Raw genomic sequence first — 26,492 nt, forward strand, 5'->3', positions numbered from 1 at the left:
CCACCTCCCGAAGCGCCCGCGTCGGCGCCGGGAAGCGGCGGTCGCCTTAGCCGAGCATCCTGAAATAGCGAGGGGAGCCTGCGAGCAGGCTCCCCAAAGTTTGGGATAAGGCCGGGATCAGTAGTCCATCGCCGGCGCCGGCGCGGCGGCCTTTTCAGGCTTGGGCGCCTCAGCGATGAGGGCCTCGGTCGTGATCAACAACGAGGCCACAGAGGCCGCGTCCTGAAGGGCGGTTCGAACCACCTTGGCCGGATCGATCACGCCTGACTTGACCAGATCCTGATACTCACCGGTCGCCGCGTTAAAGCCCCAATTGTAATCCTGCTTCTCCAGCAGCTTTCCGATGATGTAGGGGCCGTCCTCGCCGGCGTTCTCGACAATCTGCCGCGCCGGCGCACGCAATGCGCGGCGCACGATATCGACGCCCGCCTGCTGATCGTCGGTCGCCGGCTTGACCTTTTCCAGCGCCTTCAGCGACCGCAACAAAGCTATCCCGCCGCCGGGCAGGATCCCCTCTTCGACCGCCGCCCGCGTCGCGTGGAGCGCATCGTCGACGCGATCCTTCTTTTCCTTGACTTCGACCTCCGTCGCCCCGCCGACGCGAATGACCGCCACGCCGCCAGCGAGCTTGGCCAGTCGCTCCTGCAGCTTCTCGCGATCGTAGTCGCTGGTGGTCGTTTCGATCTGCTGCTTGATCTGGGCAACGCGGCCATCAATGTCGGACTTGGAGCCGACGCCGTCGATAATCGTGGTGTTGTCCTTGTCGATCGTCACCTTCTTGGCTCGGCCGAGCATCGAGATCGTGACATTCTCGAGCTTGGTCCCGAGTTCCTCGCTCACGACGCTGCCGCCGGTCAGGACGGCGATGTCTTCCAGCATGGCCTTCCGTCGATCGCCGAAGCCAGGCGCTTTCACCGCCGCAACGCGCAAACCGCCGCGCAGCTTGTTGACCACAAGCGTCGCCAGGGCTTCGCCCTCGACGTCTTCGGCGATGATCAGCAGCGGATGGCTGGACTGGACGACTTTTTCCAGCAGCGGCACCAACGCCTGCAGATTGGAGAGCTTCTTTTCGTGGATCAGGATGTAGGGATCATCCAATTCCACCTTCAGCTTCTCAGCGTTGGTGATGAAGTAGGGCGAGAGATAGCCGCGGTCGAATTGCATGCCTTCGACCGTCTCCAGTTCGGTCTGCAGACTCTTGGCCTCCTCGACGGTGATGACACCCTCGTTGCCGACCTTTTCCATGGCCTCGGCCAGGATCCGGCCGACCTCGGCGTCGCCGTTGGCCGAGATCGTCGCCACCTGGGCGATCTCGCTGTTGGCGCTGACCTTCTTTGCGTGAGCCTTGAGGTCCTCGACAACGGCGTTCACCGCCAAGTCGATGCCGCGCTTGACGTCCATTGGATTCATGCCGGCGGTGACCGCCTTCGAGCCCTCGCGGACGATCGCCTGAGCCAGCACCGTGGCGGTGGTGGTGCCGTCCCCCGCCTTGTCGTTCTGCTTGCTGGCCACTTCGCGCAGCATCTGGGCGCCCATGTTCTCGAACTTGTCTGAGAGTTCGATCTCCTTGGCGACCGTGACGCCGTCCTTGGTCAGGCGCGGGGCGCCGAAGCTTTTCTCGATGACCACGTTTCGGCCCTTCGGGCCCAGCGTGACCTTGACCGCGTTTGCAAGCGTATCCACGCCGCGCAGCATGCGATCACGCGCGTCCGACGCAAACTTCACTTCCTTGGCAGCCATCTGCCTACTCCTTTCGAATTTCCTTCCGTTTGAATTGAGGGGTGAAACGCGGTCAGGCAGCCTTCTTGAGCTCAGTCGCGGCCTCGACCACGCCGAGAATGTCGCTCTCCTTCATGATGAGCAGGTCCTCGCCGTCGATCTTGACCTCGGCGCCCGACCATTTGCCGAACAGGACGCGGTCGCCCGCCTTCAGCGCGAGGGCATGGACCTGACCGCGTTCGTCGCGTGCGCCAGGGCCGACGGCGAGGACCTCGCCCTCCTGCGGCTTTTCCTTGGCGGTGTCGGGGATGATGATGCCGCCCGAGGTCTTTTCCTCGGCTTCGATGCGGCGGACGACCACACGGTCGTGCAAGGGGCGGAAATGCATGCATAACCTCCGGATGCAGAACATGCTGTGATGAGCTCGGCGTTGGCTGACAACGACGAGCGCCGCTCGAGCTAGGGCGATCGTTCCTGAATTCAAGAGGCCGCAATCAAATTTTTTGCGCTCGACCCAAGGGAGCGCTGATTGGCCTCGACGCACGACCTCGGTGGCCTCTTGACGCGCCCCGTGGCGGTCACAAGATGCAAGGCGTCAGCGCGTATCGGAAGAGGAACGACGTAGAACGCCGGGACTAGCCATGAACCAGCCATTCTACAAAATTCACGAGAACCGCCGGGCTCGCCCTGCCCTCTGCGCACATTGGCTCGTGCAATCGGCCGTCTGCAGGCCCGCCTTTTGGATCGATCTGGAGATGTCGCATGGCTGATCGCGGCTTCATCGCACAACTCCAAGGCTACGGCCTTACGACTGCGGAGATCCACTATTACCGGCCTGACGCGCCTTCATTGCTGCAGATTTTCGTTTGGCAGGAATATGACTTGGCCCCGGACTTTCCCGTCCTGTTCGACTTTATGGATTACTGGCGGCGTGAAATCGAAGCCGCCGTCCATTCGGTCCGTATTGCGCATGAAACGCTTATCCGGCCGGCAGAGTGGCGGGCGGTCAACGGGGTCATTTCCGTCCAGTGAGCGCCGATGAGGCTGGCGCGTGTCGCTCGCGGGGCAGCCGCCCAGCACAGGCCGGGGGCCTTATCTGTGGCTGAGGCCATAGCCCGTCGGCGCCCGCAAGAAATCGCCGCCCGGCGTCAATTGAGAAGGCCAGCCCGTGATCTGGCTGCGCGGCCGTCACGCGAATGGGGCCCTCCAAACTAAGCGGTCGCCGCCTCTTTGGCCGCGCGATTTTGGAATCTGACGTCCTTTTCCCCGCATGGTTGGCAGATGACATGAACCATGGTGACGGATCCCACCGGTTCGATACCCAGGCTCATATCATTGGCTGTCGGCTCAACGGCGACCAGTTGCCACATGACGCTCGTGACGACGCCTTCCTCGAAGCGACCACCGATCGAGATACTGATGCATTCGCCAAGGCGGGGAGCCTCCGCCAGTTCAAAATCGTGGGACGGCCCGTCGGCTCCCGAAATCCAGACTCTCACCCTCATGTCGCGCCCCTTTTCCAAAGGCTGTGGTGCCGTGGATAGCTTGGGTGCGGCTCGGAGGCCTCTCCGAGCCAGAGCGCAGACATAGGTCGTCGGGCAGAGCTTTCCAGGCCATCGGCATGGCTCAACTGCCGGCCAGTTGCTGCGCTGGATCGACGCGCAATGGGCGAGGCCCATTGTCTCGCGCGGCCTTAGCCCTTCGGCGCCGTTGCACCTGTGCGGCAATCGTTGAAACGCCCCACGCGGAGCGTCCAAGCCGAACTGCGGCCCAGGACCCGCCGGGAAGATTTTGGAAACTCGAAGGGCTCGCCGAAAAATTTTCAAGCAGAACTCTTGACGAGGTTTAGGCGGCTCCTACCTCCCCGTCGCCGAGTGCGATCAGGCTCGGCAGTCGGAGGCGCCTGTAGCTTCCGGGCGCTTCTCTTAGGTCCAACTTGCTCGTTCGAGGAGATGGAAATGAGAACGGCATACGACTTCTCCCCTCTCTACCGGTCGGTGATCGGCGTCGATCGAATGGCGGATCTCATCGAAACCGCGATGAGAACGGGGGGCGAAAGCCACTATCCGCCCTACGACATCGAAAAGACTGGTGAGGGCACCTACCGGATCACCCTGGCCGCCGCCGGGTTCGGCGCGGATGAGCTGGAGCTGACCGCCCAGCCTAACCTTCTGGTCGTCACCGGCCGTAAAGCCAAGGGCGACGAGGGCCGCAACTATCTCCACCGCGGAATCGCCGGCCGGGATTTCGAACGTAGGTTCGAGCTGGCCGACTACGTGGTCGTCAAGTCGGCGGACTACGCCAACGGCGTCCTGTCGATCGACCTGGCGCGTGAAGTGCCGGAAGCGCTCAAGCCCCGCCGGATCGAAATCGCCCAAGCCGGCGGCGCAAAGGTCCAGCAGCTGCGCCAGGACGCCTCCGAGCGCCAGGCCGCTTAAGGCGACATTCGACAACCCGAACTGGAACCGCGGCCGACACCTCGGTCCGGTTTTTCGATGCACGTCCGGAAAGGAGGCTTGTCATGAGCGTGCGAGATCTTGCGCCTTGGAACCGCAGCGGCGATCGGGAGCGAAACCTGCCAGGAGTCCAAGGCGCGGCCAGCCCTTTCTTCACGCTTCATCGCGAGATGAACCGGCTGTTCGACGATGTTTTTCGAGGCTTCGAAACATCTGCGCTCTGGAGCGGCCGCGCCTGGCCGCAAATCGAGGTGGAGGACGCCGCGGACGAATATCGGGTCACCGCTGAGCTGCCGGGCCTGGAAGAGAAGGATGTCGAGGTTCTCGTTCAGGACGATGTCCTGATCCTTCGTGGCGAAAAGCTCAGCAAGACCGAGGATCGCAACCGCGCCTTCAGTGAACGGGTCTATGGTCGGTTCGAGCGCCGGATCGCCCTGGACGGCGCCAGCCAGGCGAACGTGCGGGCTGAGTTCCGCAACGGGGTGCTCACGGTCACCGTCCCTAAAGCGGCTCTAAGCCAGCAGCGGGTAAAACGGATCCCAATCAACGCCGCCGCGACCACCCACTAACCCTTGCGCCGCCGACGGCCGGCCTTGGGGCCAGGTCCTCGGCGGCGAGCCTTTCCACAATGGAGGTGCATGATGCTGATGAACTCAGAAATCGCCGCCCCCGTGAAGGGGTTGCGCGAAGCCCGCGAGCGACTGCTTCGGCCGGCCGTAGGGTTTCGACATCCGGTTGAGGTCATGAAGGACCAGGACCTCGACGTGGCCGACAAGCGGGCGATCCTTTCCTCATGGGCTTCGGACGCCTGCGCGGTTGAAGGCCGGCCTGAACTGCGCTGGCTGATCGGAACCGATGCCCCGGTGCTGGTCGGAGACGTGCTGCAGGCGCTCAGGCGCCTCGACGAAGTCACGCCCGCCCTCAACTGGGAGCCGCGCCACCACCATTCGAGATCGAACGGAGCCGACCACCCACAGCTATCATGACGGACCGGAAAGTCGTCGTGGGAAGGCCTCCTCCACATGCGCTGCTGAACTATTCGAACTGAGCAGGCGACAATGAACAGAAAAGGAATTCTCACCGGCGCCGCCATGGGCGGCGCGCTCTTGGCCGCCGTGGCCGTCGGCGGCTGGACGCTGGGGAGGGCGGACGTTTCGCACGCGGTGACGCCGCCGGCGCCGGCCGCCTCGGCGCCGAGCTCTTTCGCGGACATCATCTCGCGCGTCGAGCCCGCGGTTGTGTCCATTGACGTCGAACGGAAGGCGGAGCTCGACCCGACGGCGCTGTGGGGGTCCTCGCCATTCTTGTTCGACAGCCCGCAGGACGGCGATGACGACACCCCCTTCGGCTTCAGTTTCCGCCCGCCTTTCGGCGGCCAGCGGCCCGGTGACCGGGCGACGCCGAAGGTGGAAGCCTCCGGCTCTGGCTTTTTCATCTCCGCAAAAGGATACATCGTGACCAACAACCATGTGGTGGAGAAGGCCGAGAAGATCACGGTGCGGACCAACGACGACAAGTCCCTCACCGCCCGCCTTGTCGGACGAGATCCGTCGACGGACCTGGCCGTGATCAAGGTCGAGGGAGCAGGCTATCCCTTCGTCGATTTCGAGAACCAGTCCAAGCCAAGGGTCGGCGACTGGGTGATCGCAGTCGGCAATCCGTTCAATCTGGGCGGCTCAGCGACTGCGGGCATCGTGTCCGCCCTTTCCCGGCCGAAGGTCAGCGGCAACGGCTATGTCGACTACATGCAGATCGACGCGCCGATCAATCGCGGCAACTCCGGCGGCCCGACCTTCGACGTGTACGGCCGCGTGGTGGGAGTCAACACGGCGATCTTTTCGCCGAGTGGCGGCTCGGTGGGAATCGGATTCGACATTCCTGCCGACGTCGCCCAATCGATCTCTCGGCAGCTGATCGCCCATGGCAAGGTGACGCGCGGCTATATCGGCGCATCGATTCAGGATGTGACGCGCGAAATCGCTGAAAGCCTGGGCGTTGCGCCCGACGCAGGCGCGCTTGTGGCCGACGTGACGCCAAGCGGCCCATCGGCCCAGGCCGGGCTGGGGTCGGGCGACGTGATTGTCAGCGTCAACGGACACAGGGTGACATCGGCGTCTGACCTGACCCGGCAAGTCGCGTTGGCCCATCCCGGCGAGACCCTCCGCTTGAAGGTGCGCCGCGACGGCGCCGAGCGGGAGATCATGGTGCGCTCGGGCGCAAGGCCTTCCGAGGCTGCGCTCGCGCGCCTTGACGATCAGAGAACCGCCGATGCTGCCCCGCCGTCAGAGCCTTTGGGCCTGCGCCTTGCGGCGAATCCGAACGGCGGGGTGACAATCAAGGGCGTCGCTACCGGGTCAGACGCCAGCGGCAAGGGCCTCAGGCCAGGAGATGTGATCTTGCGGGCCGGTTTGCAGCGCACCGACTCTCCGGCTGACTTCGAGGCGGCTGTCGAAAACGCGCGCCACTCTGGCCGACAATTCCTGTCGGTGCTGGTCGACCACGGCGGGCGAAGGCGCTTCATGGCGCTGGATCTTGCCGACAAGATGGGCTGACAAGCGAGCGAGGCGCCGGCCGGCGGCTGCCTATCGGACGGCGCCTTGAAATCTGGAAAATCCACCGCCAATTGGCTTGCCGATTTCTCTAAGGACAGTCGAATATTCAGATGACGACCGTGACCGAAGCTGCGCCCCAAACCTGCTCGTTTGAAGCCGATGTCTCCAAACTGCTGCACCTGATGGTGCATTCGGTTTACTCGGACAAGGAGGTCTTCCTGCGGGAGCTGATCTCGAATGCCGCCGATGCCTGCGAAAAACTGCGATATGAAGGCGTAAGTGACCCGAGGCTCCTGGGCGATGACGCCCAGCCGCGCATCACCATCATGCTCGATCCAGAGGCTCGGCGGCTCGCGATCGAAGACAATGGGATCGGCATGAGCCAGCCCGAAATGGCCGAGGCCCTGGGTACGATCGCCCGGTCCGGCACCAGGGCTTTCATGGAGCGGATCGCCGAAGCGAAGGACGCGGAGGGCGCCCAGCTCATCGGCCAATTCGGAGTCGGCTTCTATTCGGCCTTCATGGTCGCCGATCAGGTCGAAGTGGCCTCGCGCAGGGCCGGCGCGGATGAGGCCGCTTTGTGGTCATCAGACGGGCTGGGCACCTACACGATCGGGCCGATTGATCCCGCCCAGGCGCCGGCCCGGGGCACGCGCGTTGTCCTGCACTTAAAGGAGGAGGCCGCCGGCTATACCGAAGGTTTCAGGATTGAGCAGGTCGTCAAAGCCCAATCCGGACACGTGCCAGTTCCAATCTTTCTGCGTGAGCAGCCCGACGCCGAGACAAGGCAGATCGCCGATGGCGCGGCGCTCTGGACCAGGCCAAAGGCGGACATCACGGCGGAGGAATACAAGGACTGCTACCGCAGCCTCGCCGGCCAATTCGACGCACCGGCCCTGACGCTGCACTATCGCGCCGAGGGCCTGCACGAATACTCGGTTCTCGCCTTCGTCCCCGAGACCAAGCCGTTCGACCTGTTCGATCCCGATCGCGCCGGTCGAATGAAGCTCTATTTCCGGCGCGTGTTCATCACCGACGAGGCGCAGATTCTTCCGCGCTACCTGCGCTTCGTGCGCGGTCTCGTGGACTCGGCGGACCTGCCCCTCAATGTTTCACGCGAAATGATCCAGCAAAGTCCTGTGCTGACCGCAATTCAGAAGGGCGTGACGAACCGCGTTCTCTCGGAACTGGAAAAGCTCGCGGCCAATGATCCAGGGGCTTACGACCAGATCTGGGCTAATTTCGGCGCGGTTTTGAAGGAAGGCCTCTACGAGGATTTTGCGCGCCGCGAGTCCCTGCTGGGTCTGGCCCGCTTCAAGACGTCAGCGTCGGGCGACGAGCAGCGTTCGCTCAAAGAGTATGTTGGCGCACTGAAAGAGAACCAGACCGCCATCTACTACGCGACGGGCGCCGATCTCGACCGCCTGGCGTCGTCGCCGCAGCTCGAAGGCTTCCGCGCGCGAGGAATCGAGGTTCTGCTGCTGACCGATCAGATCGATAGCTTCTGGGTCACGGCGGGGTTGGACTTCGAAGGCAAGCCCTTCAAGTCCGTCACCCAGGGCGCGGCCGACCTCAGCCTCATCCCCTTGCCGGACGGCCAATCCCGGACGGGTGACGCCCCTGAGGACGTCACGCGGTTCATCGAATTCGTGAAGACCACCCTGAGAGACGCTGTTTCTGACGTGCGCGCGTCCGATCGGCTGATCGAGAGTCCCGTCTGTTTGGTCGCCGCGGACCAGGGTATCGACCGGCAGCTGGAGAAATTGCTGGCAGGAGCCGGCCGACAGCCCCACCGATCCAGACCGGTCTTGGAGATCAACCCTCAGCACGAGTTGGTCACCACACTAAGTCGATTGGGGGATACGGATCGAGCGCTCCGGGAGGACGCCGCCCATCTTCTCCTCGACGAAGCCACCATCGCGGACGGCGAGGTTCCCGCCGATCCGAAAGCCTTTTCAGCCAGACTGGGACGCCTTCTTGGCCGCGCGCTGCGAGCTTCGACATCAGACGTCGGAATTTGAGGGAGAGCCCAAGTCACCGCCGAACACCGCTCGCAATATTCGCCCCATGAGCCGGACCTTTCCAACACCAGAGGTGCGCGAACTGCCTAGCCTCTTGAGAGCCGCACATCGTGGTCAGGCTCAGGCTCCTGGGGCTTCCGTAGAGACATCGGCAATGCGCGACGGCTATCGGTGGACGCGCCGCCACTACAGATTGGAGGGGCCGCCGTCATGGCGCCCCCTCCGGCACATCGGCTACGACGTGGTAGCGGGCGCGGGAATCGTCGGCCTGATTAAGTTCCTCAGCGCTCGCGCGCGCCGCTTCGTAGTCGCGATAGGGGCCGAAGACCCGCGGCCGCGGCAGATGCCTGGCGTTGTCGACCCAGCGGCCGCCGAGCACCCAATATCTGTCGGCCGTGACGGGAAGCCGCGCGCTCATCACAGCACCTCCCAGTCAAGGTCGCCTGCGTATCGGTGGGTGGTCCTGCCGACGTCATCGAGCGCGAAAAGGAACACCCAGCCGTTGTCGAGCAGCGCCTGCACCTGGGGCTGCCGGCTCAGCACCTTCGAGATCGCGTGCGGCGCCGCCGCGATGAATACGCTGAGACGCAGCGGCTCGTGGAGGAAGCGCCGTCCGTCGTGGATCGACTGGATCGGGAGGCCGATCCGCAGATCGCCGCCGTTGCCCTCCAGGACGCCGACCCGCCCGCAGACGTTGTGCAGCGTCTTGTCGCCAGAGCCGAAGGCCGCATTGTCAACCGTCGAACCGTAGTACTGGAGGCTGATCCAACTCGCGACGACCATGGGCGCGGTCAAGATCAGCTCCAGGACCTTGAGCTCCGGGTCGGCGGCCCGGTCATAGCTGTGTAAGAACGCCCGACCCTCCAGATTGCGCCCCTGCGTCAGCAACCGCGGTGCGGCTATGAAGGCCGCAGCCCGCGCGAGGCCCCACTCCGGCCTGACCTGCGACCAGTCCCGGGCGCGCGCAAAGACCTGATCGGCCTGGGCGGGGGAAAGGCCGAGAAGAGGCGCCCGCTCGGCGCGAACCAGCCGTGAAGCGGACTCCAGCTTTTTCGCCGCGCCGGCCAATTCGGCAGCGTGGCTTGGCGGAACGGCTTCCCCATCCAGGAGCCAAAGCGCGTCCGTCGTGGTGTCATGCAGCGCCGCGACGAACCAGGTGTCCAACGGGATCGCGATACCCCTCGCCGCCAGGCCCTCGCGGACCGCAGCGTCGTTCAGGAGCGCTGCTGCGTATCGCGCATTGGGCGCTCCGCTGCGCCCACCGCAGGCGCCGCAGTCGAGACCGGCCGCGTGAGGGTTGTTCGTCGTTGTCGATGCATGACCGACAAGCAGCACCAAGCGCGCGAAGCCGCCCGTCAGCGACATTCCCCGCAGCGCGCCTTCCGCAAGGTCGATGCGGTGCGCAAGCGCGAGCCCGTCGCTCCCCAGGGTTGGAGTCGGCGGCGGCTCTACAGACCCCGTCCCGGCCGCCTCAGCCGCGAGCTTGGCGCCGTAGCCCAGCCCGAACGCTTCCACGAACCCGAAGCACGAGACGGCGGACTGCTTCAGCTCCGTCCAGACGGAGCCCGCCCACGAAGACCAGCCGACGAGCGGATGCGACGGCTTCGTTTGCGCATGGACGCTGAAGCCTGGGCGCAGCAGCACCGGGCAATGGGCGTGGACGCGCTCCCCGTCCGCACCATAGGCGAGCGGCATCCCGAAAAAGCCCGCAAAGCCGAGCGTCTCGGACTGCGGCCAGACCGTCTCAAGGGCGCGCCGGTAAGCCTCGGAGCGCACGTCTATACAGAAGACCGTCTGCACGTCTGGCCGCTGGGCGCATTTGGCCTTGGGCCCGACAGCTAGATCCTCGATAAGGCGCTTCTGGAACGCGTGTTCGTAGGCACGTTGTAGGACAAGATCGACCGAGAGGTCGTCCGGACTCGTCGCAGGCGCGCCGGTCGACGCCCGGGAAGCCGCCAGCGCAGCCCGCCAGGCGGACACGAACGTCTCATCCGTGCGTTGCCGGAACAGGGCGTAGCCCCAGATGAGCCGGATGGCGAGCAACTCGACGAGCTGACCGCCGGGCTCTCCCGCCAGTTCCGCGTCCCAGTCGAGCCGGCGCACGTAGGCCGCCCAACCCCGCACGTCGAAGAGCGCCCGGTAAAGATAGTCGGTCCATTGGTCCGCCGGAATTCCGAGGTTGGAGAGAACCTTGGCGATCGCCACCACCGGTTCAGCGGACAACGCGGCCACTGTATCGGCCAGGCCGTTCACGCCCATGGCGCGCGGATTGCCGTCGAACTTCACCGACCAACGCCATGCCTCGTAGAGGCCCATTCCGCGCCAGGGGGCCGGCCAGGCCGCCTGGCCGGCGTCAAAATAGGCGGCGCACCACTTGGAGATCTGGTCGATCATGAAGGCTGTTCGCGAGACCTCCCGGTCGCCCGCGGAGAGCGCATCAAGCACATCCGAGACGGTGGCGACCCGGCTAGGCCGCGGCTGCTCGGCCGGGTCGGCCATCACCGCGTGCAGGAGGCGTTCGCGGGTCAAACCTGCGCCCCGCCCCTCCGCCAGAGCTACGATCAAATCCTCCGGCGCAATTCTGCCCTCCCGCAGCGCTTGCCGATAGAAGCTTCTCGGCATCAGGATCCGAGCGCCCGTGAGGCGGTGCAGCTCACTGGCGGCGCGCTCGAACGGCGTCCTGGCGAAACCCAGGAACGGGTTGACCGCCACGAAGCTGGAGAGCGGCCAGACCGGCGCGATGCGCGCACAGGCCTCTTGGATCGCGGTCCCCAGACCCGTGTCCGCGGGTGCGGGCGAGCGAGGTGCTGTGTCGGTCGTCGCGCGATCGAGGACAGGGTCAGCTAAGGCGAGGCTCATGTGGCCGCTCCCGGTTGCGTGGAGTTGGACGGCGAGGCGGGCCAAAGCCGCAGCACCCACCGATTGGCGATGGTGTTCAGGTAGAAGCCGTTGGAGACGAGCGCGTAGGCGCGCGACCAGGCCGGCGAGGCGGACTGACCTGGCAGCCGCAGTTGCATGCAAACCAAGCCGGTCATCAGCGCGACTACGCCAAGCGCTGCGGTGACTGAGATCCAGCTCGGCGCGCCAATGGGCGCTCCCAGATCGCCGATCAGCCGCGCGAAAATCGCCTGGCCTGCCAGGTAGGCGGGGACGACCACCAAGCTCGAGGCCACAGCGGCCACGATCGCTTGGCGCCCGCGCCGCTGCATCCAAACCCGCGCCAAGCCGAGCAACAGCACCGCCGAGAGCACGAAGGCCCCGGGGCGTTGTGTCGGGCCGACGCCTAGGCCGGTCATGACGAGCGCAGCGAGCGCGACCACAGCGGGTACCGCCAGGATGGCCGCCGCCGGGGCGGGCCGCGCCGCCAGCGCGGACTTCTTGTCCGCAAGGGCCGCACCGCCGGCCGAGAGGAAGGCGTGCGCCTTATAGAAGGCGTGAGCCAGGATGTGCAGCAGCGCAGCCGAGAAGGCGCCGAGCCCGCACTCCAGCAGCATGAACCCCATCTGGGCGATCGTGGAATAGGCCAGAGCGACCTTGACCGAGGTCTGGGTCAGCATGACGAGCGAGCCGAAGACCGCGCTGACGGCCCCAACCGCGGTAAGCATGAGCATGACCCCAGGATGGGCGGCCATCACCACCCCGAACCTGAGCACGAGGAAGCCGCCCGCATTGACGACGCCGGCGTGCAGCAGCGCCGAGACGGGCGTGGGTGTCTCCATCACTTCGAGGATCCAGCCGTGGAAGGGCAATTGCGCCGAGCTGAAGATCGCCGCCAGCGCGAGGAGGGCTCCGGCGAAGCCCCAATCTGGAACATCCCCCTGCTTTGCGGCCGCGAGAATTGGCCCCAGGTCGCCGCTTCCCGCTGCATGCCAAAGGAGCGCCGCAGCCCCGATCAACGAGACATCGGCAAGGCGGCTCACCAGGAACCGTTTGCGGGCGGCGAGCACGGCGGTACGCCGTTCCGCCCGAAAGAGAAGGAGCCGGTTGACGCAAAGGCTGGCGGCGATCCAGCAGACGACGAGCTGCATCAGGTTGCCCGACAGAACCAGTCCCTGGAGCAGGCCCAGCGTCAGGCAGAGCTGCCGGATGAAGCGTTCCTGCCCGCCGTCCCCGGCAAGGTAGTTGCCGCTGTAGGCCACCACGATCAGCCCGATGAAACCGATCAGGCTGGCGAGGAGGGCGCTGAGCGCGTCAACGCGCACCGCGGCCCCAAGGCCCGCAGCGCCGAAGGTCGGTGTGGAAGCCGCGCCAAAGGCCAGAGCTCCGGCAAGTCCTGCGCCGGCCAAGACCAGCGAAAGCCACCCGGCGGCCAGCGAGGCCTTCCGGATCGGAAAGGCGCCCTCGGGGGCGAGCGAAATCAAGAGGTAGGTGAGCGGCGCGAGCGCCGCGAGCCAGGGGATCCAAGTCACGTGTCGTCTCCACAGCGAAGCCGACCTTTCTCTTATGCATGACCGGACATTCGTAGAAATTCATTGTTTGAAGGAGATCGTTCGCTTTTGTAGAAATAGAGATCATGGCTCAGCTCAACTACAACCACCTCCGCTACTTCTGGGTGATCGCGCACGAAGGCGGTCTCGCGCGTGCGGCGGAGCGCCTGAACGTGGCGCCGTCCGCCCTCTCCGTTCAGCTACAGAAGCTGGAGCAACAGATCGGTCATCCCCTATTCGATCGGATCGGCAAGCGACTGCGCCTCACCGAAGCCGGACGCGTGGCGCTCGACTATGCGGACACCGTGTTCAAGACAGGCGAGGAGTTACTGAACACGCTTCGCGGCCGCCCCGACCTCGGCCGCAAGGTGCTTCGCGTGGGCGCGATCCCGACCATGTCGCGCAACTTCCAGCTAGAATTCCTTCGCCCGCTGGTCGGCCGCGAGGACGTCGAACTTGTGGTTCGCTCAGGGTCGCTCCGCGACTTGCTCCAGGAGCTCGAGGCGCACGTAATCGACGTCGTCCTGGCCAACAGCCCTGCGCCCCAGGACGCCCGCTCCCCTCTGCGCAGTCGGCTGCTCAACGAGGAGCCCGTCGCCATCGTTGGAAGGCCAGGGACGGGAAAGTTCCGATTCCCTGAAGATCTGGACGGCGCGCCCATCCTGCTGCCCAGCGTCGGCAGCGAACTGAGGTCCGCTTTTGACCGCCTCACCGACCTGGCCGACGTCCGCCCGGCGATTATGGCGGAGGTCGACGACATGGCCATGCTCCGACTTCTGGCGCGCGAACGGCAAGCCTATGCGTTGGTGCCGCCCATCGTCGTTCGCGACGAGCTCGAGAGCGGCATACTGGCCGAGCATCACAGGATCGAAGGCCTGGCGCAGCGGTTCTATGCGATCCTGCAGGACCGACGGTTCCCCAATCCGCTACTGGAAGCCCTGCTTCCGTCCGCAACTCCGAGGGAAGACTGACACGATCCTTCCCCGGCAAAGCAGAGGGGTTGGGCCCCTCTACGCTCCATCTCGGCGGGCTGATGTAGCCCAAAGCTGAGTGCGGGCAACCGGGATTGTTGAAGTCCTCAATCAACAGGAACAGGTCGCGCCACGCCGGGTGACGGGTGGCTTGGACCCGGTGACAGGCGCGCTCCGGCCGCCGGGCTTAGTTCGCTATCTGGTGCACGTCGAGGGCGATCTGGATGTGCGGGGGTGTATGCGCCAGCCTTAGGCCTTGCGGGTGAAGAGGCTGGGCATCGTGGCCCGGGTAAGCCAGCCTTCGACGGCTTGAAAGCCCGGCATTCGCCAGATGCACGGCTTCGGCACCGAACGCGGCCGTTGCGGACGGCAGGAAGAAGTCATGACCTGCCTCGGGCAGTGCCTGCCGCGCTCGTTTCCACCGATCGACTTCAACGCGGGAAAATCTAATGACCGGAATGGAGCCAAAGGCGCTACGCTAGCAGCTTCCAGCGAATGACCGGAGCTGGCGAGCAGCCGCGCCTCTCAGCAGATGGCCCGTTCCTCGCCCGCCCGTGACCGCTTTCTTTAGCAAGGCGATTGCCTTGGGCGCCCGACCGAACTCCCATTTCGCCGTCATTGATAGGTGGAGCTCGTTCGCGCCGCGCCTATCTTAGGCGACGATCAATCGACAACCCGCTGCTTGCACCATCTTCGCTTCGGCGGCGCCGATGCCCTCATCGGTGACGATCACATCGATCTCGGCGAGGGCGCAGACCAGGTGCCCTGACGCGCCGGAAAACTTGGAGCTATCCACGAGCACAATGATCTCCTCGGCCCGGCCGAGTAGCCGTCGTTCGGCCTGGACCAGGAGGGTGTCGGCCTGCATCAGGCCTGCGCGGCCGATGGCGGCGGCGCCCATGAACAGTTTTGAAGCGTGATAGCGGTCCATGCCATCATCCTCAAACGGCGACAGAACGATGTTCTGCTCCCGGAAGATCGTGCCGGCGGGGACCGAGATTCGAGTCCCCGGCTGCTGCATCAATGCGCTGACGATGTGCAGCGAATTGGTCAGAACCTGGAGCCCTAGCGGCTCTAGATGCGGGCACATCTGCAGGGTGGTCGATCCGCCGTCGATGATGACCGACTCGCCCGGCGCGCATAGGGCAGCAGCCGCGCGCCCGATCGCGGCCTTTTGTTGCGCATGCAGGGCGACATTTTCATGGAACGGCGCACCGAGGAGGCTTCCCGGTCCAGCCTGCCCCGCAGCCTGCGCAGGCGCGAGCGCGGCGCCGCCGCGAACGCGGATGATCTTCCCCTCCTCCGCCAGGCGGTCGAGATCACGACGGATGGTGGCTGGAGAGACTTCAAGGCGCCGGTCGAGTTCCTGAAAGCCGACAATGCCGCGGTCCTCCAGCAGATCGAGAATCAGGCGTTCCCGTTCGGCGACGTGCATGCGGTCCTCTAGCTTCAGCCTAGGCTGTCATTCTGGCAGGAAGCCCGCGCGCCGCAACCGAAAGCCATCATTTTCGCTCAGACAATGCCGGCTCCGAGACCGACAGCCTTTCGCTCCTGGGTTTTCCTCTCGCGCCAGCCGGCGTCCCGATAGAGATCGAGGACATCGATGGCGCCGCCCGCCTCGGCCCGCGCCATAGCGAGGATTGGAGTCACGTCCGTGCGGTATGCGCGGCGCAGAGCCTGGAAGGCCATCATCACATCATTGGCCGCCTGGGCTTCATGCAGCGCCTCGCGGTCGACCAGCAGGGCTTTGACGTAGGCGGCGGCGATGGCTTCGGCGGAAGACAGCATACTCTCGATCGGGTCGGTCACATTGTGCGACTGATCGATCATGTAGGCGGGGTTGAAGCCGTCCCTGGGATTGCGTTCGGCCTCGACCAGTTCATTGAACACCAAGAACAGCTGGTGCGGATTGATCGAGCCAGTATCGAGATCGTCGTCGCCGTACTTCGAATCGTTGAAGTGAAAGCCGCCCAACTTTCCGAACCGATGCAGGCGAGCGACGATTTGCTCGATATTGACGTTCGGCGCGTGGTGGCCGAGGTCCACCAGGCATTGGGCCTTGGGGCCGAGTTCGTTGGCCGCAAGGATCGACGAGCCCCAGTCCGAGATCACGGTCGAGTAGAAGGCCGGCTCGAACATCTTGTGTTCAAGCAGCATCCGCCAGCTGTCGGGCAAGGCCGCGTAGATCTGTGCGGCGCTGTCAAGGTACCGGTCCAGCGAAGCCGATAGGTCCTGCTGACCTGGAAAATTGGTCCCGTCGCCGATCCAGACCGTCAGCGCGCGTGAGCCGAGCTGACGGCCGATCTCGATGCATTCGATATTATGCGCGACCGCCTGGTCGCGCACAGCCTTGTCGGTCGCGGTCAGGCTGCCGCTCCTGTAGGATTGCGCTTGGCCGGGCTGGTCCTGGAAGGTGTTGGAATTGACCGCGTCAAAACCCAGGCCCAGCGCCCCCGCCTCCTCCTTCAGGGCCTGGTAATCCTCGACCCTGTCCCAGGGAAAGTGCGGCGAGACCCGGGGCGTGATCCGACAGAGCTGCTGGACCACCGCGCAGTCTTCCAACTTTTCGTGGATATTGGTCGGCTCGCCGGGAATCGGAAACTTGGCGAACCGGGTGCCGCCGCGTCCCGCGCCCCAGCTCGGCACGGCCACCGAAAAGGCGGCGACCTTCGACTTGATGGTCTCGATGTCCTGACCGCGGCGCGACAGCTGGCGGCCCAGGCTGTCGTAGTCGTCCTGCAGCGCTTCACGCCGCGCGGCGTTGTGACTCTCGATCTGGTCGATCGACAGGGGCAGACCCGTCATGGCCGCGTTCTCCCGACTGTTGTGCTTGGCTCAGCGCGTGAACGCCTGGGCGTTGCCGGCGTCGACATTGATCACGTTGCCCGTCGACTTCGAAGAGGCTTCCGAGCTGAGGAAATAGACCGCTTCGGCAATGTCTTCCGGCAGAACCGAGCGCTTCAACAGGGAGCGGTTGCGATAGTGCGTTTCCAGAGCCTCGCCGGGATCGATTCCGTAGGCGCCGGCCCGCTCCTTGCGCCAGTCGCCGTCCCAGATCTTGGAGCCGCGGATCACCGCGTCGGGATTGACCACATTGACCCGGATGCCGTGTTCGGCGCCCTCAAGCGCGAGACAGCGCGCCAAGTGCAGCGAAGCGGCCTTGGCCGAGGCGTAGGCCGACGCATTCGGCGTCGCCGCAAGGGCGTTCTTGGAGCCGATGAAGATGATCGACCCGTTCTTCTGCAGCTTCATCAGAGGGAAGGCCGCCCGACTGGTCAGGAAATAGCCCTCGGCCAGGACATCGTAGTTCTTGCGCCAGAGAGCGACGGTTGTCTCTTCCAGCGGCGCGGAGGAGGCGATGCCGGCATTGGCCACCAGGATGTCGAGCCCGCCAAATTCCCGCGCGGCGAAGGCGAAGGCGGCGGCGACCGAGGTCTCGTTGGTGACATCGCAGCGAATGGCGCGGACCAGGTCCGCGCCGAATTGGTCGGCGAATTCGCTCTCGCAGCTCGCCAGGGCCTCGGCGTCGATATCGGCCAGCACCACGCAGGCGCCTTCCGACAGGAACTTTTCCGCTGTCGCCGCGCCGATCCCGCCGGCGCCGCCGGTGACCAGCGCCACCTTGCCCACCAGCGGCCTGGGCTTGGGCATCCGTTGCAGCTTGGCCTCCTCCAGCGCCCAATATTCGATGGCGAAGGCCTCCGATTCCGGCAGTCCGTTATAGGCGCCGATCGCTTCTGCCCCGCGCATGACGTTGATGGCGTTGGCGTAGAACTCGGCCGCCAGTCGCGCCGTGGTCTTGTCGGCGGCGAAGGTGAACTGCCCGACGCCCGGCAGCAGGACCACGACTGGATTGGCGTCGCGCATCTTCGGATCGTTCGGCGTGGCGTTGCGGCCGTAGTAGGCGGCGTAGGCCTTGCGATAGTCGGCCAGCGCCTTGGCCAGATAGTCGTCATCGCCCACCTGCTCCGGATCGAGGGTGAGCGGCGCGATCTTGGTGCGCAGGAAATGGTCAGGGCATGAGGTGCCCACGGCTGCTAGAGCCCGAAACTCGGCCGAGCAGACGAATTCCAAGGTCTCGCGGGCGTGGGTGAAGTGGCCGACCTTGGCTCGATCGCCGCTCATCAAGCCCCTGAGCCGCGGCATCAAGCCGGCAGCCACGGATTGCCGCTGCTCCGGCGGCAAGGGCGCGACAGCCTCGCCGCCGAACGCCGGCTTTCCGGCCATGGCCTGGTTCAGATAGGCCGCCGCCTTGGCGATCAGATCGATGGTGTTGTCATAGCAGGCCTCGGCGCTGTCGCCCCAGCAGATGACGCCATGGCCGGCCAGCATCACACCGCGCAGGCCTGGATTTTTGGCCACGTAGTCGCGAAGCGTCAGGCCAAGGTCGAAGCCCGGCCGCTTCCACGGCATCCATCCCACCTCGCCGCCCCAGATTTCGCGCGTCGCCGCCTCGCCCCCCGAAGACGCAGCAAGCGCGATCACCGCATCGGGGTGAACGTGGTCTACATGCGCGAACGGCAGGTAGGCGTGCAGCGGCGTGTCGATCGACGCGGCCCGCGGGTTCAGGTTGAAGGTGCAGTGCGGCAGATAGCCGACCATCTCGTCCTCGAACGCGACCCCGCGATAGAGCTGTTCGAGCCCCAGGAGTTTGTCGAGATAAAGCGTCGAAAATCCGCCCAGCTTCATCGAGCCGATGTCACCGCCCGAGCCCTTCACCCAAAGCACTTTCACTGTTTCGCCAGTCAGGGGATCGGTCTGATCGAGCTTGGCCGATGTGTTGCCGCCGCCGAAGTTGGTCACAGTCAGGTCCGAGCCCAAAAGATTGGAGCGGTAGAGCAGCAGCTCGGCCGGTGAAAGGCCGGCGGCGACTTCTGCCGACCAGCGATTGGCGGGAATGATGAAGGGCGTTGCGGCCTGGGACACGGGGCTTCCTGAAATGGGCTCTTGTTTGATGATCGAAATCTATCGCGACCCCTAGCGTATTTCAATCATTTTCGGTAATAAGTCGTCATAATAGATCGGAAACGCCATGAAAGACGGCTGCAGCCTCGTCCTCGACGTGGGCAAGACCAACGCCAAGATGACGCTTTGGACCGCGGACGGCGACTGTCTCGCCCGGCGCGTGCGGGCGAACGAGCCGCAGCGTGGCGGCCCCTTTCCGACCCTGGACCGCCAAGGCCTGGAGGCGTGGGTGAAAGCCACCCTGAAGGATCTGGCGACGCTCGGGCGGATCGAGACGATTGTCCCGGTGACCCACGGCGCGGCCGCGGTCCTGGTCGATCAGGGCCGCCTGGTCTCCGAGCCGATGGACTATGAGGCCGACATCCCCGCGGAGGTTCTCGACCGCTATCGTCTGGAACGCGATTCCTTCGCCGCCACCGGCTCGCCCGCCTTGCCGAACGGCCTCAATCTCGGCGCCCAACTCGCCTGGCTCGATACCCTGACCGGCCCCTGGCTGGACGAGGCCCAGATCCTGCTCTGGCCGCAATACTGGGCCTGGCGCTTCAGCGGCGTGATGGCCAGCGAGATCACCAGCCTCGGTTGCCATACCGACCTCTGGCGGGCCATCGAGGGCCGGCCCAGCGATCTTGCGCGCGCCCGCGGCTGGGCCCAGCGGCTTCCGCCGCTCAGGAAAGCCGGCGACATGCTTGGGCCTGTGACCGGCGAATGGGTGCGCGAGGCTGGCCTTCACCCGGACTGCCAGGTCCTTTGCGGCCTGCATGACAGCAATGCGGCCCTGCTGGCCGCGCGCGGGCACCCTGAAATCGCGCAGGGTGACGCCAGCATCGTCTCGACGGGAACCTGGTTTGTCACCATGCGCTCGCTGGCGCCGGACACCGCGCTCGCGAGCCTGCCGACTCTTTCGGAGGCGCGGGACTGCCTGATCAATATCGACGTTGCTCAGCGCCCGGCGCCGTCATGCCGTTTCATGGGCGGTCGCGAGGCTGAACTGATCGCCGGCCTCGACAGCTTCCATATCAAGGACAACTACGACGCTGCAGCGGTGCTGGCGGCGACGCCGGAGCTTATCGAGCGTGGCGTGATGGTCCTGCCGACTTTCGCGCCGGGCTTCGGGCCGTTCGCACACCACATGGGGCGCTGGATCGATCCGCCGGACGAACCCAACGCCCGTCGCGCGGCGCTCGGCCTCTACCTCGCCCTGATGGCCGACGCCTGTCTCGACCTCGTCGGCGCGCGCGACCTGATCCTGGTTGAAGGCCGCTTCGCCGAAGCGGAAGTCTTCATCCGCGCCCTCGCCGCGCTTCGCCCGACGGCGAGCCTGTTCGTCTCCAACGCCCAGGACGACGTGCCGTTCGGCGCCTTGCGCCTGGTGCGGCCGGAGTTGAAGCCGAAGTCGGCGCTGACCCGGGTGCGACCCCTCGCCGGCTCGCTCGACGCCTACAAACAAAGATGGCGGGCGCTGATTGAAGCCGACTGCAAGCGCGCTCGGCCATGAAGGCGGCCTCGATCGAAGACTATCGCGAACTGGCCCGGCGGCGACTGCCGCGGTTCCTGTTCGACTATATCGACGGGGGCTCCTACGCCGAGGTCACCCTGCGGCGGAACCGCGCCGACCTGGAGGCGATAGCCTTGCGCCAGCGCGTGCTGCGCAACGTATCGCAAGTCGATCTCTCAGCGCGCCTGTTCGGGCAGGATCTGGCCATGCCGGTCGCCCTGGCGCCGGTTGGGCTGGCGGGCATGAACGCCCGACGCGGGGAGGTGCAGGCGGCGCGCGCCGCCGAGGCCGCCGGCCTACCCTTCTGCCTGTCGACGGTCTCGGCCTGTCCGATCAGCGAGGTGAAGGCTGGGACGGCGCGTCCGTTCTGGTTTCAGCTCTACATGATCCGCGACCGCGGCTTCATGCGAGCCCTGCTGGACCAGGCCGAGGCCGCCGGCTGCTCCGCGCTCGTCTTCACCGTCGACATGCCCGTCCCCGGCGCTCGCTACCGCGATTATCGCTCTGGGCTTGCGGGCGCGCCTGGGGCCTCCGGCGCGCTCCGCCGCTTCGCGCAGGCCGCGCGTCGGCCCGCATGGGCGTTCGATGTCGGGATCCTGGGCCGCCCTCACAGCCTGGGCAATGTGGCGCCGGTGCTCGGCCGCAAGACCGGCCTTGAGGATTTCTTCGCCTGGATGGGCGGCAACTTCGACCCCACCGTCACCTGGCAAGACCTCGCCTGGGTGCGCGATCGTTGGAAGGGACCTCTGATCCTGAAGGGCGTACTCGACACCGAGGACGCCCTTGAGGCCGAACGGCTAGGCGTCGATGGCCTGATCGTCTCCAACCACGGCGGCCGCCAGCTGGATGGCGTCCGGTCCACCGCCGCCGCCCTGCCCAAAATCGCCGAAGCGGTCGGGGAGCGGTTGACGGTCCTGGCCGACGGCGGCGTGCGCTCAGGGCTCGACGTGGTGCGCATGCTGGCCCTGGGCGCCAAGGGCGTGCTCCTCGGCCGCGCCTGGGCCTACGCCCTGGCCGGGGCCGGTCAAAAAGGCGTGGCTCACGTGCTCGCCTTGCTTCGGGCCGAGATGACGGTCGCCATGGCCCTGACCGGCGCTACCCGCATCGCTGACCTCGGTCCGGAAAACCTGGATCTTTGAATGCCGAAAAACCCCTTGCTCGAGGAACTCCGCCGTCCATGGTGATCGAAACCGACGCCGCCGCGCCGCTCGCCGCCCGCCCGGAACCGAAGGCCCTCAGAGGCCCGTTGGCCTTCGCCATAGCCTGCTTCGTGGTCTGGGGTCTGGCCTATGGGCTTCTGGACGTGCTGAACAAGCACTTCCAGGAAACCCTGCACGTGGGCAAGGCCCAGTCGACCTGGCTGCAGATGGCCTATTTCGGGGCTTATCTGGTCATGAGCGCCCCCGCCGGCCTGCTGCTGCAGGCGAGAGGCTACAAGTTCGGCATCGTCAGCGGGCTCGCGGTGACGGCCTTCGGCGCGCTGTTGTTCATCCCGGCGGCGCGCGCGGCGAGCTTCCCCTTTTTTGTGGGCTCGATGTTCGTCCTGGCCTCCGGCCTCTGCTGCCTGGAGACCGCCGCCGACACCTATGTGAACGTGCTCGGCCCGCCGGAGCATGCGCCGCAGCGGCTGAACCTCGCCCAGTCGTTCAATGCGCTCGGTGTCTTTTTCGGCCCGCTGATCGGCGGCGCTCTGTTCTTCCGGCAAGGCCCGACCGGCGGCGGTCAGGGCGAGGTCCAGGCGACCTACCTCGTCATCGCCGTGCTGGTGCTGATCTTCGCCGCCGTCGTTTCGCGCGCCCGCCTGCCCGAGATCCATGACGCCCACCACGGACCAGACACCGTGCATGGCGCCGCCGGCCGCGGTTCAACCCCGCTCTTTAGGCGCCCGCACCTCGTGTTCGGGGTCGCGACCCAGGCCCTCTACGTCGGCGCCCAGGTCGGTATCGGGGCCTTTTTCATCAATCTGGTCACGGAAACCTGGCAGGGACTGACCTCGCGCGACGGGGCGTTTCTGCTGTCGCTGGCCGCCCTCGCCTATCTGATCGGTCGCTTCGCCACGACCGGCCTGTTGCTGAGGTTTCAGCCGCGCACAGTGCTGACCTTCTATGGCTTGGCCAACCTCGCCCTCTGTCTGCTGGTCGCCGCCGGCCTGGCCAGGATCTCGGCCATGGCGCTGGTCGCTGTGTTCTTTTTCATGTCGACCATGTTCGCCACCATCTTCACCCTGGGCGTGGCGGACCTGGGCGGCTCGACCAAGCGCGGCGCCTCCCTGATGGTGATGGCCATCGGCGGGGGGGTGCTGCTGCCCTATCCGATGGGGCGCATAGCCGAGGCGTTCGGCACGCCCGCCGCCTTCCTGCTGCCCGCCGCCTGCTTCGGCGTGGTCGCCCTCTACGGTTGGCGCGGGAGCCGGATCGGCGAGCCAGCGCACGATCTCGCCTGAGACACAGCAAAAACAAAAGGCCATCGCCACGCGTGGGGCCAAGAGGGAGGATGACGACATGGCCGCAAAAGGGACCACTCCGAGCCGCGCGGTGATGATGGGGGCTCTGCTGCTGGGAGTTGCGCTGACCGGCGCGCCCGACCATGCCGCCCTGGCCGGATCCGCCGAGACAGACAGCCTGGCCGCCGGCTTTGAAAACCCGCCGATGAGCGCGCGGCCGCGGGTCTGGTGGCACTGGATGAACGGCAACGTCACCAAGGACGGCATCGCCAAGGACCTCGACTGGATGTCGCGCGTCGGCATTGGTGGCCTTCAGACCTTCGACGTCGACCTGATGACGCCGCAGATCGTTCCGCACCGCCTGGTCTACATGTCGCCGGAATGGAAGGACGCCTTTCGCTTCGCGGCCGGCTTGGCCGACGAGAAGGGCCTGGAACTGGCCATCGCTTCCTCGCCGGGCTGGAGCGAGACCGGCGGCCCTTGGGTCAAGCCCGAGGATGCGATGAAGAAACTGGTCTGGAGCGAAACCATCCTCGCCGGCGGCCAGCCGTTCCAGGGCGTCCTGGCGCAGCCGCCGAAGGCCACGGGGCCTATGGGCGACCTGGCTGAAGAACCCAGCTTTCTCGGACCGCCCGATCCGAACAAGCCACAGATCTACGCCGACGCCGCCGTGGTCGCCTATCGAATCCCGGATGCGCCTGCGCCCGCCCCCGTCATCGCCCTCGCCGGGGGGGCGTCGCTGGAGGCAGGCGCGATCCAGGACGGCAAGCTGTCGACCGGCCTTGAGATCGCCCGCGGCGACGACAAGGCGCCGACCACCCTCGTCTTCAGCTACCCGGCGCCGGTGACGATCCGGACCCTGGTCATAGCCCTCAGCCCCAACAACGACGTATTCGGGTTCGGCGGCGCGCAGGTCGCTCCACGGCTGGAGGCGGAGGACGGTTCAGGCGGCTGGAAGCAGGTGGCGCAGGTCGATCTGCGCGGCGCGGCGCAAACCACCATCAGCTTCGCCGCGGTGACCGCCCAGCATTTCCGCATCGTCTTTGAGCCGGCGCCGCGGTCGAACGAAAACCCCTTTTCCGGGGTTCCGGGCGCCCAGGTCTTCGATTTCGGGGCCGCCCCACCCCTCAAGACCATCACCATCAAGGAGCTCAGGCTGGAGAGCGAGCCCCGGGTCAATCGCTTCGAGCTGAAGGCGGGCTTTGGCGTCGCGCCGAGCTACTTCGCTCTGGACCTTGGGCTACAGGACGAGCCGGGCGTTGCGATCCAGGATGTGATCGATCTGACCAGCCACATGGCGCCAGATGGCCGGCTCGACTGGACCCCGCCGCCTGGCCGCTGGAGGGTGCTGCGCCTCGGCTACTCCCTTACGGGCACCACCAACCACCCGACCACCAAGGAGGCCTCCGGCCTGGAGGTCGATAAGCTCGACGGCCCCGCCGTTCGCCGCTATCTGGAGACCTATCTCTCGCTCTACTCCGACGCGGCCGGAGGCGACCGGATCGGCCAACACGGCGTTCGGGCGCTGCTCACGGACAGCATCGAGGTCGGCGCAGCCAACTGGACCCCGAAGATGCTGGACGACTTCCAGCGCCTACGCGGCTACGATCCTCGTCCCTGGCTGCCGGTGCTGACCGGGGCGGTGATCGGCTCGCGCGCTCAAAGCGACGCCTTCCTCTATGACTACCGCCGCACCTTGGCCGATCTTCTGGCGAGCCAGCACTACGGGACGGTGGCCGACGTCGCCCACGAACATGGGCTGAAACTCTATGGCGAGGCGCTCGAGGATCGCCGCCCGATGCTCGGCGACGACCTGACCATGCGCAGCCACACCGACGTTCCGATGTCGGCGCTATGGACCTACGACCCCGCCAAGGGTCCCAAGCCCTCCTACCTCGGCGACATGCGTGGCGCGGCCTCGGTCGCCCACATCTATGGCCAGAACGTGGTCGCGGCTGAATCTCTGACGGCGGCCTTCTCGCCGTGGGCCTTCGCTCCACACGACCTGAAGAAGTTCATCGACCTCGAGTTCGCCTCCGGCGTCAACAGGCCGGTGATCCATACCTCGGTCCACCAGCCGCTCGACGACAAGCAGCCGGGCCTGTCGCTGTTCATCTTCGGCCAGTACTTCAACCGTCACGAGACCTGGGCGGAGATGGCCCGACCTTGGATCGACTACATCTCCCGCAGCGCCTACCTCCTGCAACAGGGCCGCAACGTGGCCGACGTCGCCTATTTCATCGGCGAGGAGCGGCCGATCACTCAGCTTTACGAGGATCATGCGCTCGGCGACCTGCCACGCACCTATGCCTTCGACTTCGTCGACGCCGATATCGTGCTCGGCAAGCTCTCGGTGGACGGCCAGGAACTGGTTTCGCCGGCCGGCGCCCGTTATCGCGCGCTCTATCTCGGCGGCGACAGCCGCCGCATGACCCTGCCGGTGCTGAAGAAGCTGGCCGCCCTGGCCGAGGCCGGCGGCGTCATCGTGGGGGCCGCACCGACCGCAACGCCCAGCCTCGCCGATGACCAGAAGGCGTTCGACGACCTGGTCCATCAGCTCTGGAGCGGCGCGCCCATCACGGCCGTGGGCCGTGGAAAGGTCATCGCGAGCACCGATATCGAGGCCTCGCTCGGCCAGATGGGACAGAGGCCTGACTTTCGCTATGACGACCCCGCCGGCGACCGGAAGGTGCTGTTCGTTCACCGCCGGACGCCGGACGCCGACATCTATTTCGTCGACAACCGCAAGGATCGGCCGGAGGCCTTCGACGCCCATTTCCGCATTGCGGGCAGAACGCCTGAGATCTGGCGCGCCGAAACGGGGGCCGCCGAGCCGGTCAGCTACCGGATCGAAGAGGCCGAGACGCGCGTCCCGCTCGAGATGCGCCCCTACGACGCCTTCTTTGTGGTGTTCCGCAGGCCTGCGCACACCGCCGTCCGGACCATCGCGAAGGCGGCCTGGCGTCCCGCCCTCACCCTGGATCGCGGATGGGACGTTACGTTCCAGCCCGAGCGCGGGGCGCGGGCCGAGGCCCATTTCGACAAGCTGGCCTCACTCAGCGACAATGCAGATCCCGGCGTGCGCTACTTCTCAGGCGTTGCGACCTACCGCACCTCCTTCCACGCCGATGCGCTGCGGCCAGGCCAAAGGGCGCAGCTGGACCTTGGGCGCATCGGCGATGTCGGACAGGTGCTCGTCAATGGCGTGGCGGTCGGCACAGCCTGGAATGCGCCCTACCGCATGGATGTGACCAAGGCGCTACGTCCGGGCGAAAACCGGCTGGAGGTCCGTATCGCCGACCTTTGGGTCAATCGCCTGATCGGCGACCAGCAGCCCGGCGCCAAGAAAATCACATTCACCGTCGCGCCGACCTACAAGCCCGACGCGCCGCTGAGACCGTCGGGACTGATGGGACCGGTGAGGCTGCTGACCACGCGATAGA

The 26,492-nt window shown here is 65.8% G+C and carries 20 protein-coding genes; 11 read left to right on the plus strand and 9 right to left on the minus strand.

Annotated elements, in window-relative coordinates; genetic code table 11:
- Positions 1–117: 117 nt before the first annotated feature.
- Both groL and groES read right to left on the minus strand, forming a co-directional pair.
- Positions 118–1,740, minus strand: coding sequence for a chaperonin GroEL (gene groL, locus KCG34_RS12375; protein WP_211940648.1), 1,623 nt, complete (start codon positions 1,738–1,740; stop codon positions 118–120).
- A gap of 52 nt (positions 1,741–1,792) precedes the next feature.
- Entirely contained in the window at positions 1,793–2,107 is a 315-nt protein-coding gene (gene groES / locus KCG34_RS12380; RefSeq protein ID WP_211940649.1) for a co-chaperone GroES, read from the minus strand.
- Between the two features lie 374 nt (positions 2,108–2,481).
- On the opposite strand from groES, the gene KCG34_RS12385 reads away from it, so the two are divergent.
- Positions 2,482–2,751 (plus strand): usg protein, encoded by a 270-nt coding sequence (locus KCG34_RS12385; protein ID WP_211940650.1) that lies wholly within the window; start codon positions 2,482–2,484, stop codon positions 2,749–2,751.
- A gap of 179 nt (positions 2,752–2,930) precedes the next feature.
- Here the strand turns inward: KCG34_RS12385 and KCG34_RS12390 are convergent, their stop codons facing one another.
- Positions 2,931–3,224, minus strand: coding sequence for a hypothetical protein (locus KCG34_RS12390; protein WP_211940651.1), 294 nt, complete (start codon positions 3,222–3,224; stop codon positions 2,931–2,933).
- A gap of 453 nt (positions 3,225–3,677) precedes the next feature.
- On the opposite strand from KCG34_RS12390, the gene KCG34_RS12395 reads away from it, so the two are divergent.
- The 5 genes from KCG34_RS12395 to htpG all read left to right on the plus strand — a co-directional run bounded on the left by KCG34_RS12395 (position 3,678) and on the right by htpG (position 8,748).
- Positions 3,678–4,157 carry an Hsp20 family protein gene (locus KCG34_RS12395; RefSeq protein ID WP_211940652.1) on the plus strand — a complete coding sequence of 160 codons (480 nt, stop codon included), beginning with the start codon at positions 3,678–3,680 and terminating at the stop codon, positions 4,155–4,157.
- 188 nt (positions 4,158–4,345) lie between these two features.
- A complete protein-coding gene (locus KCG34_RS12400; RefSeq protein ID WP_249138319.1) occupies positions 4,346–4,744 on the plus strand; it encodes an Hsp20/alpha crystallin family protein in 399 nt (132 codons plus the stop codon).
- Between the two features lie 69 nt (positions 4,745–4,813).
- Positions 4,814–5,161, plus strand: coding sequence for a hypothetical protein (locus KCG34_RS12405; RefSeq protein WP_211940654.1), 348 nt, complete (start codon positions 4,814–4,816; stop codon positions 5,159–5,161).
- Positions 5,162–5,266: 105 nt separating this feature from the next.
- Positions 5,267–6,727, plus strand: a complete 1,461-nt coding sequence (locus tag KCG34_RS12410; protein WP_249138320.1) for a Do family serine endopeptidase — start codon at positions 5,267–5,269, stop codon at positions 6,725–6,727.
- A 110-nt stretch (positions 6,728–6,837) separates the two neighbouring features.
- The gene (htpG, locus tag KCG34_RS12415) at positions 6,838–8,748 is read left to right on the plus strand and encodes a molecular chaperone HtpG (protein WP_211940656.1); all 1,911 of its coding nucleotides are present in this window, start codon (positions 6,838–6,840) and stop codon (positions 8,746–8,748) included.
- A 208-nt stretch (positions 8,749–8,956) separates the two neighbouring features.
- Here the strand turns inward: htpG and KCG34_RS12420 are convergent, their stop codons facing one another.
- From KCG34_RS12420 to KCG34_RS12430, 3 genes are read right to left on the minus strand one after another with little or no spacing between them, the layout of a single operon-like run.
- Positions 8,957–9,166, minus strand: a complete 210-nt coding sequence (locus tag KCG34_RS12420; protein ID WP_211940657.1) for a hypothetical protein — start codon at positions 9,164–9,166, stop codon at positions 8,957–8,959.
- On the minus strand, positions 9,166–11,607 hold the full coding sequence (locus KCG34_RS12425; protein WP_211940658.1) for a YbcC family protein: 2,442 nt from the start codon (positions 11,605–11,607) through the stop codon (positions 9,166–9,168). The genes KCG34_RS12420 and KCG34_RS12425 overlap by 1 nt, the downstream gene beginning before the upstream one ends.
- Positions 11,604–13,157: a proton-conducting transporter transmembrane domain-containing protein gene (locus KCG34_RS12430; RefSeq protein ID WP_211940659.1), complete on the minus strand. Its 1,554-nt coding sequence runs from the start codon at positions 13,155–13,157 to the stop codon at positions 11,604–11,606. Before KCG34_RS12430 ends, KCG34_RS12425 begins: the two co-directional genes overlap by 4 nt.
- A 104-nt stretch (positions 13,158–13,261) precedes the next feature.
- On the opposite strand from KCG34_RS12430, the gene KCG34_RS12435 reads away from it, so the two are divergent.
- On the plus strand, positions 13,262–14,146 hold the full coding sequence (locus KCG34_RS12435) for a LysR family transcriptional regulator (protein ID WP_211940660.1): 885 nt from the start codon (positions 13,262–13,264) through the stop codon (positions 14,144–14,146).
- Between the two features lie 652 nt (positions 14,147–14,798).
- On the opposite strand, the gene KCG34_RS12440 is transcribed toward KCG34_RS12435, so the two are convergent.
- From KCG34_RS12440 to KCG34_RS12450, 3 genes are all read right to left on the minus strand, one after another.
- Positions 14,799–15,581 carry a DeoR/GlpR family DNA-binding transcription regulator gene (locus KCG34_RS12440; protein ID WP_211940661.1) on the minus strand — a complete coding sequence of 261 codons (783 nt, stop codon included), beginning with the start codon at positions 15,579–15,581 and terminating at the stop codon, positions 14,799–14,801.
- A 77-nt stretch (positions 15,582–15,658) separates the two neighbouring features.
- The gene (rhaI, locus tag KCG34_RS12445; RefSeq protein WP_211940662.1) at positions 15,659–16,951 is read right to left on the minus strand and encodes an L-rhamnose catabolism isomerase; all 1,293 of its coding nucleotides are present in this window, start codon (positions 16,949–16,951) and stop codon (positions 15,659–15,661) included.
- A gap of 30 nt (positions 16,952–16,981) precedes the next feature.
- On the minus strand, positions 16,982–19,072 hold the full coding sequence (locus KCG34_RS12450) for a bifunctional rhamnulose-1-phosphate aldolase/short-chain dehydrogenase (protein ID WP_249138321.1): 2,091 nt from the start codon (positions 19,070–19,072) through the stop codon (positions 16,982–16,984).
- Positions 19,073–19,178: 106 nt separating this feature from the next.
- Here KCG34_RS12450 and KCG34_RS12455 point away from each other — a divergent pair, with 106 nt between their 5' ends.
- The 4 genes from KCG34_RS12455 to KCG34_RS12470 are packed head-to-tail and all read left to right on the plus strand — an operon-like array spanning position 19,179 to position 26,491.
- Complete coding sequence (locus KCG34_RS12455) at positions 19,179–20,606, plus strand: FGGY-family carbohydrate kinase (protein WP_211940663.1); 1,428 nt, start codon at positions 19,179–19,181, stop codon at positions 20,604–20,606.
- Entirely contained in the window at positions 20,603–21,745 is a 1,143-nt protein-coding gene (gene lldD, locus KCG34_RS12460) for an FMN-dependent L-lactate dehydrogenase LldD (RefSeq protein ID WP_211940664.1), read from the plus strand. Before KCG34_RS12455 ends, lldD begins: the two co-directional genes overlap by 4 nt.
- Positions 21,746–21,783: 38 nt before the next feature.
- Positions 21,784–23,049, plus strand: coding sequence for a sugar MFS transporter (locus tag KCG34_RS12465; RefSeq protein WP_211940665.1), 1,266 nt, complete (start codon positions 21,784–21,786; stop codon positions 23,047–23,049).
- 58 nt (positions 23,050–23,107) lie between these two features.
- A complete protein-coding gene (locus KCG34_RS12470; protein ID WP_249138322.1) occupies positions 23,108–26,491 on the plus strand; it encodes a glycosyl hydrolase in 3,384 nt (1,127 codons plus the stop codon).
- Position 26,492 lies beyond the last annotated feature (1 nt).

This window comes from Phenylobacterium montanum (assembly GCF_018135625.1).
Lineage (GTDB): Bacteria > Pseudomonadota > Alphaproteobacteria > Caulobacterales > Caulobacteraceae > Poindextera > Poindextera montana.

What these genes read in the sequence shown, in the direction of transcription:
- KCG34_RS12400 (WP_249138319.1), top strand. Translation starts at nt 4,346, where the DNA reads ATGAACCGGCTGTTCGACGATGTTTTTCGAGGCTTCGAAACATCTGCG.
- KCG34_RS12390 (WP_211940651.1), bottom strand. Translation starts at nt 3,224, where the DNA reads ATGAGGGTGAGAGTCTGGATTTCGGGAGCCGACGGGCCGTCCCACGAT.
- KCG34_RS12410 (WP_249138320.1), top strand. Translation starts at nt 5,267, where the DNA reads ATGGGCGGCGCGCTCTTGGCCGCCGTGGCCGTCGGCGGCTGGACGCTG.
- KCG34_RS12470 (WP_249138322.1), top strand. Translation starts at nt 23,108, where the DNA reads ATGGCCGCAAAAGGGACCACTCCGAGCCGCGCGGTGATGATGGGGGCT.
- KCG34_RS12455 (WP_211940663.1), top strand. Translation starts at nt 19,179, where the DNA reads ATGAAAGACGGCTGCAGCCTCGTCCTCGACGTGGGCAAGACCAACGCC.
- groES (WP_211940649.1), bottom strand. Translation starts at nt 2,107, where the DNA reads ATGCATTTCCGCCCCTTGCACGACCGTGTGGTCGTCCGCCGCATCGAA.
- KCG34_RS12465 (WP_211940665.1), top strand. Translation starts at nt 21,784, where the DNA reads ATGGTGATCGAAACCGACGCCGCCGCGCCGCTCGCCGCCCGCCCGGAA.
- rhaI (WP_211940662.1), bottom strand. Translation starts at nt 16,951, where the DNA reads ATGACGGGTCTGCCCCTGTCGATCGACCAGATCGAGAGTCACAACGCC.
- KCG34_RS12385 (WP_211940650.1), top strand. Translation starts at nt 2,482, where the DNA reads ATGGCTGATCGCGGCTTCATCGCACAACTCCAAGGCTACGGCCTTACG.
- KCG34_RS12425 (WP_211940658.1), bottom strand. Translation starts at nt 11,607, where the DNA reads ATGAGCCTCGCCTTAGCTGACCCTGTCCTCGATCGCGCGACGACCGAC.
- KCG34_RS12440 (WP_211940661.1), bottom strand. Translation starts at nt 15,581, where the DNA reads ATGCACGTCGCCGAACGGGAACGCCTGATTCTCGATCTGCTGGAGGAC.
- KCG34_RS12420 (WP_211940657.1), bottom strand. Translation starts at nt 9,166, where the DNA reads ATGAGCGCGCGGCTTCCCGTCACGGCCGACAGATATTGGGTGCTCGGC.
- lldD (WP_211940664.1), top strand. Translation starts at nt 20,603, where the DNA reads ATGAAGGCGGCCTCGATCGAAGACTATCGCGAACTGGCCCGGCGGCGA.
- htpG (WP_211940656.1), top strand. Translation starts at nt 6,838, where the DNA reads ATGACGACCGTGACCGAAGCTGCGCCCCAAACCTGCTCGTTTGAAGCC.
- KCG34_RS12435 (WP_211940660.1), top strand. Translation starts at nt 13,262, where the DNA reads ATGGCTCAGCTCAACTACAACCACCTCCGCTACTTCTGGGTGATCGCG.
- KCG34_RS12395 (WP_211940652.1), top strand. Translation starts at nt 3,678, where the DNA reads ATGAGAACGGCATACGACTTCTCCCCTCTCTACCGGTCGGTGATCGGC.
- KCG34_RS12405 (WP_211940654.1), top strand. Translation starts at nt 4,814, where the DNA reads ATGATGCTGATGAACTCAGAAATCGCCGCCCCCGTGAAGGGGTTGCGC.
- groL (WP_211940648.1), bottom strand. Translation starts at nt 1,740, where the DNA reads ATGGCTGCCAAGGAAGTGAAGTTTGCGTCGGACGCGCGTGATCGCATG.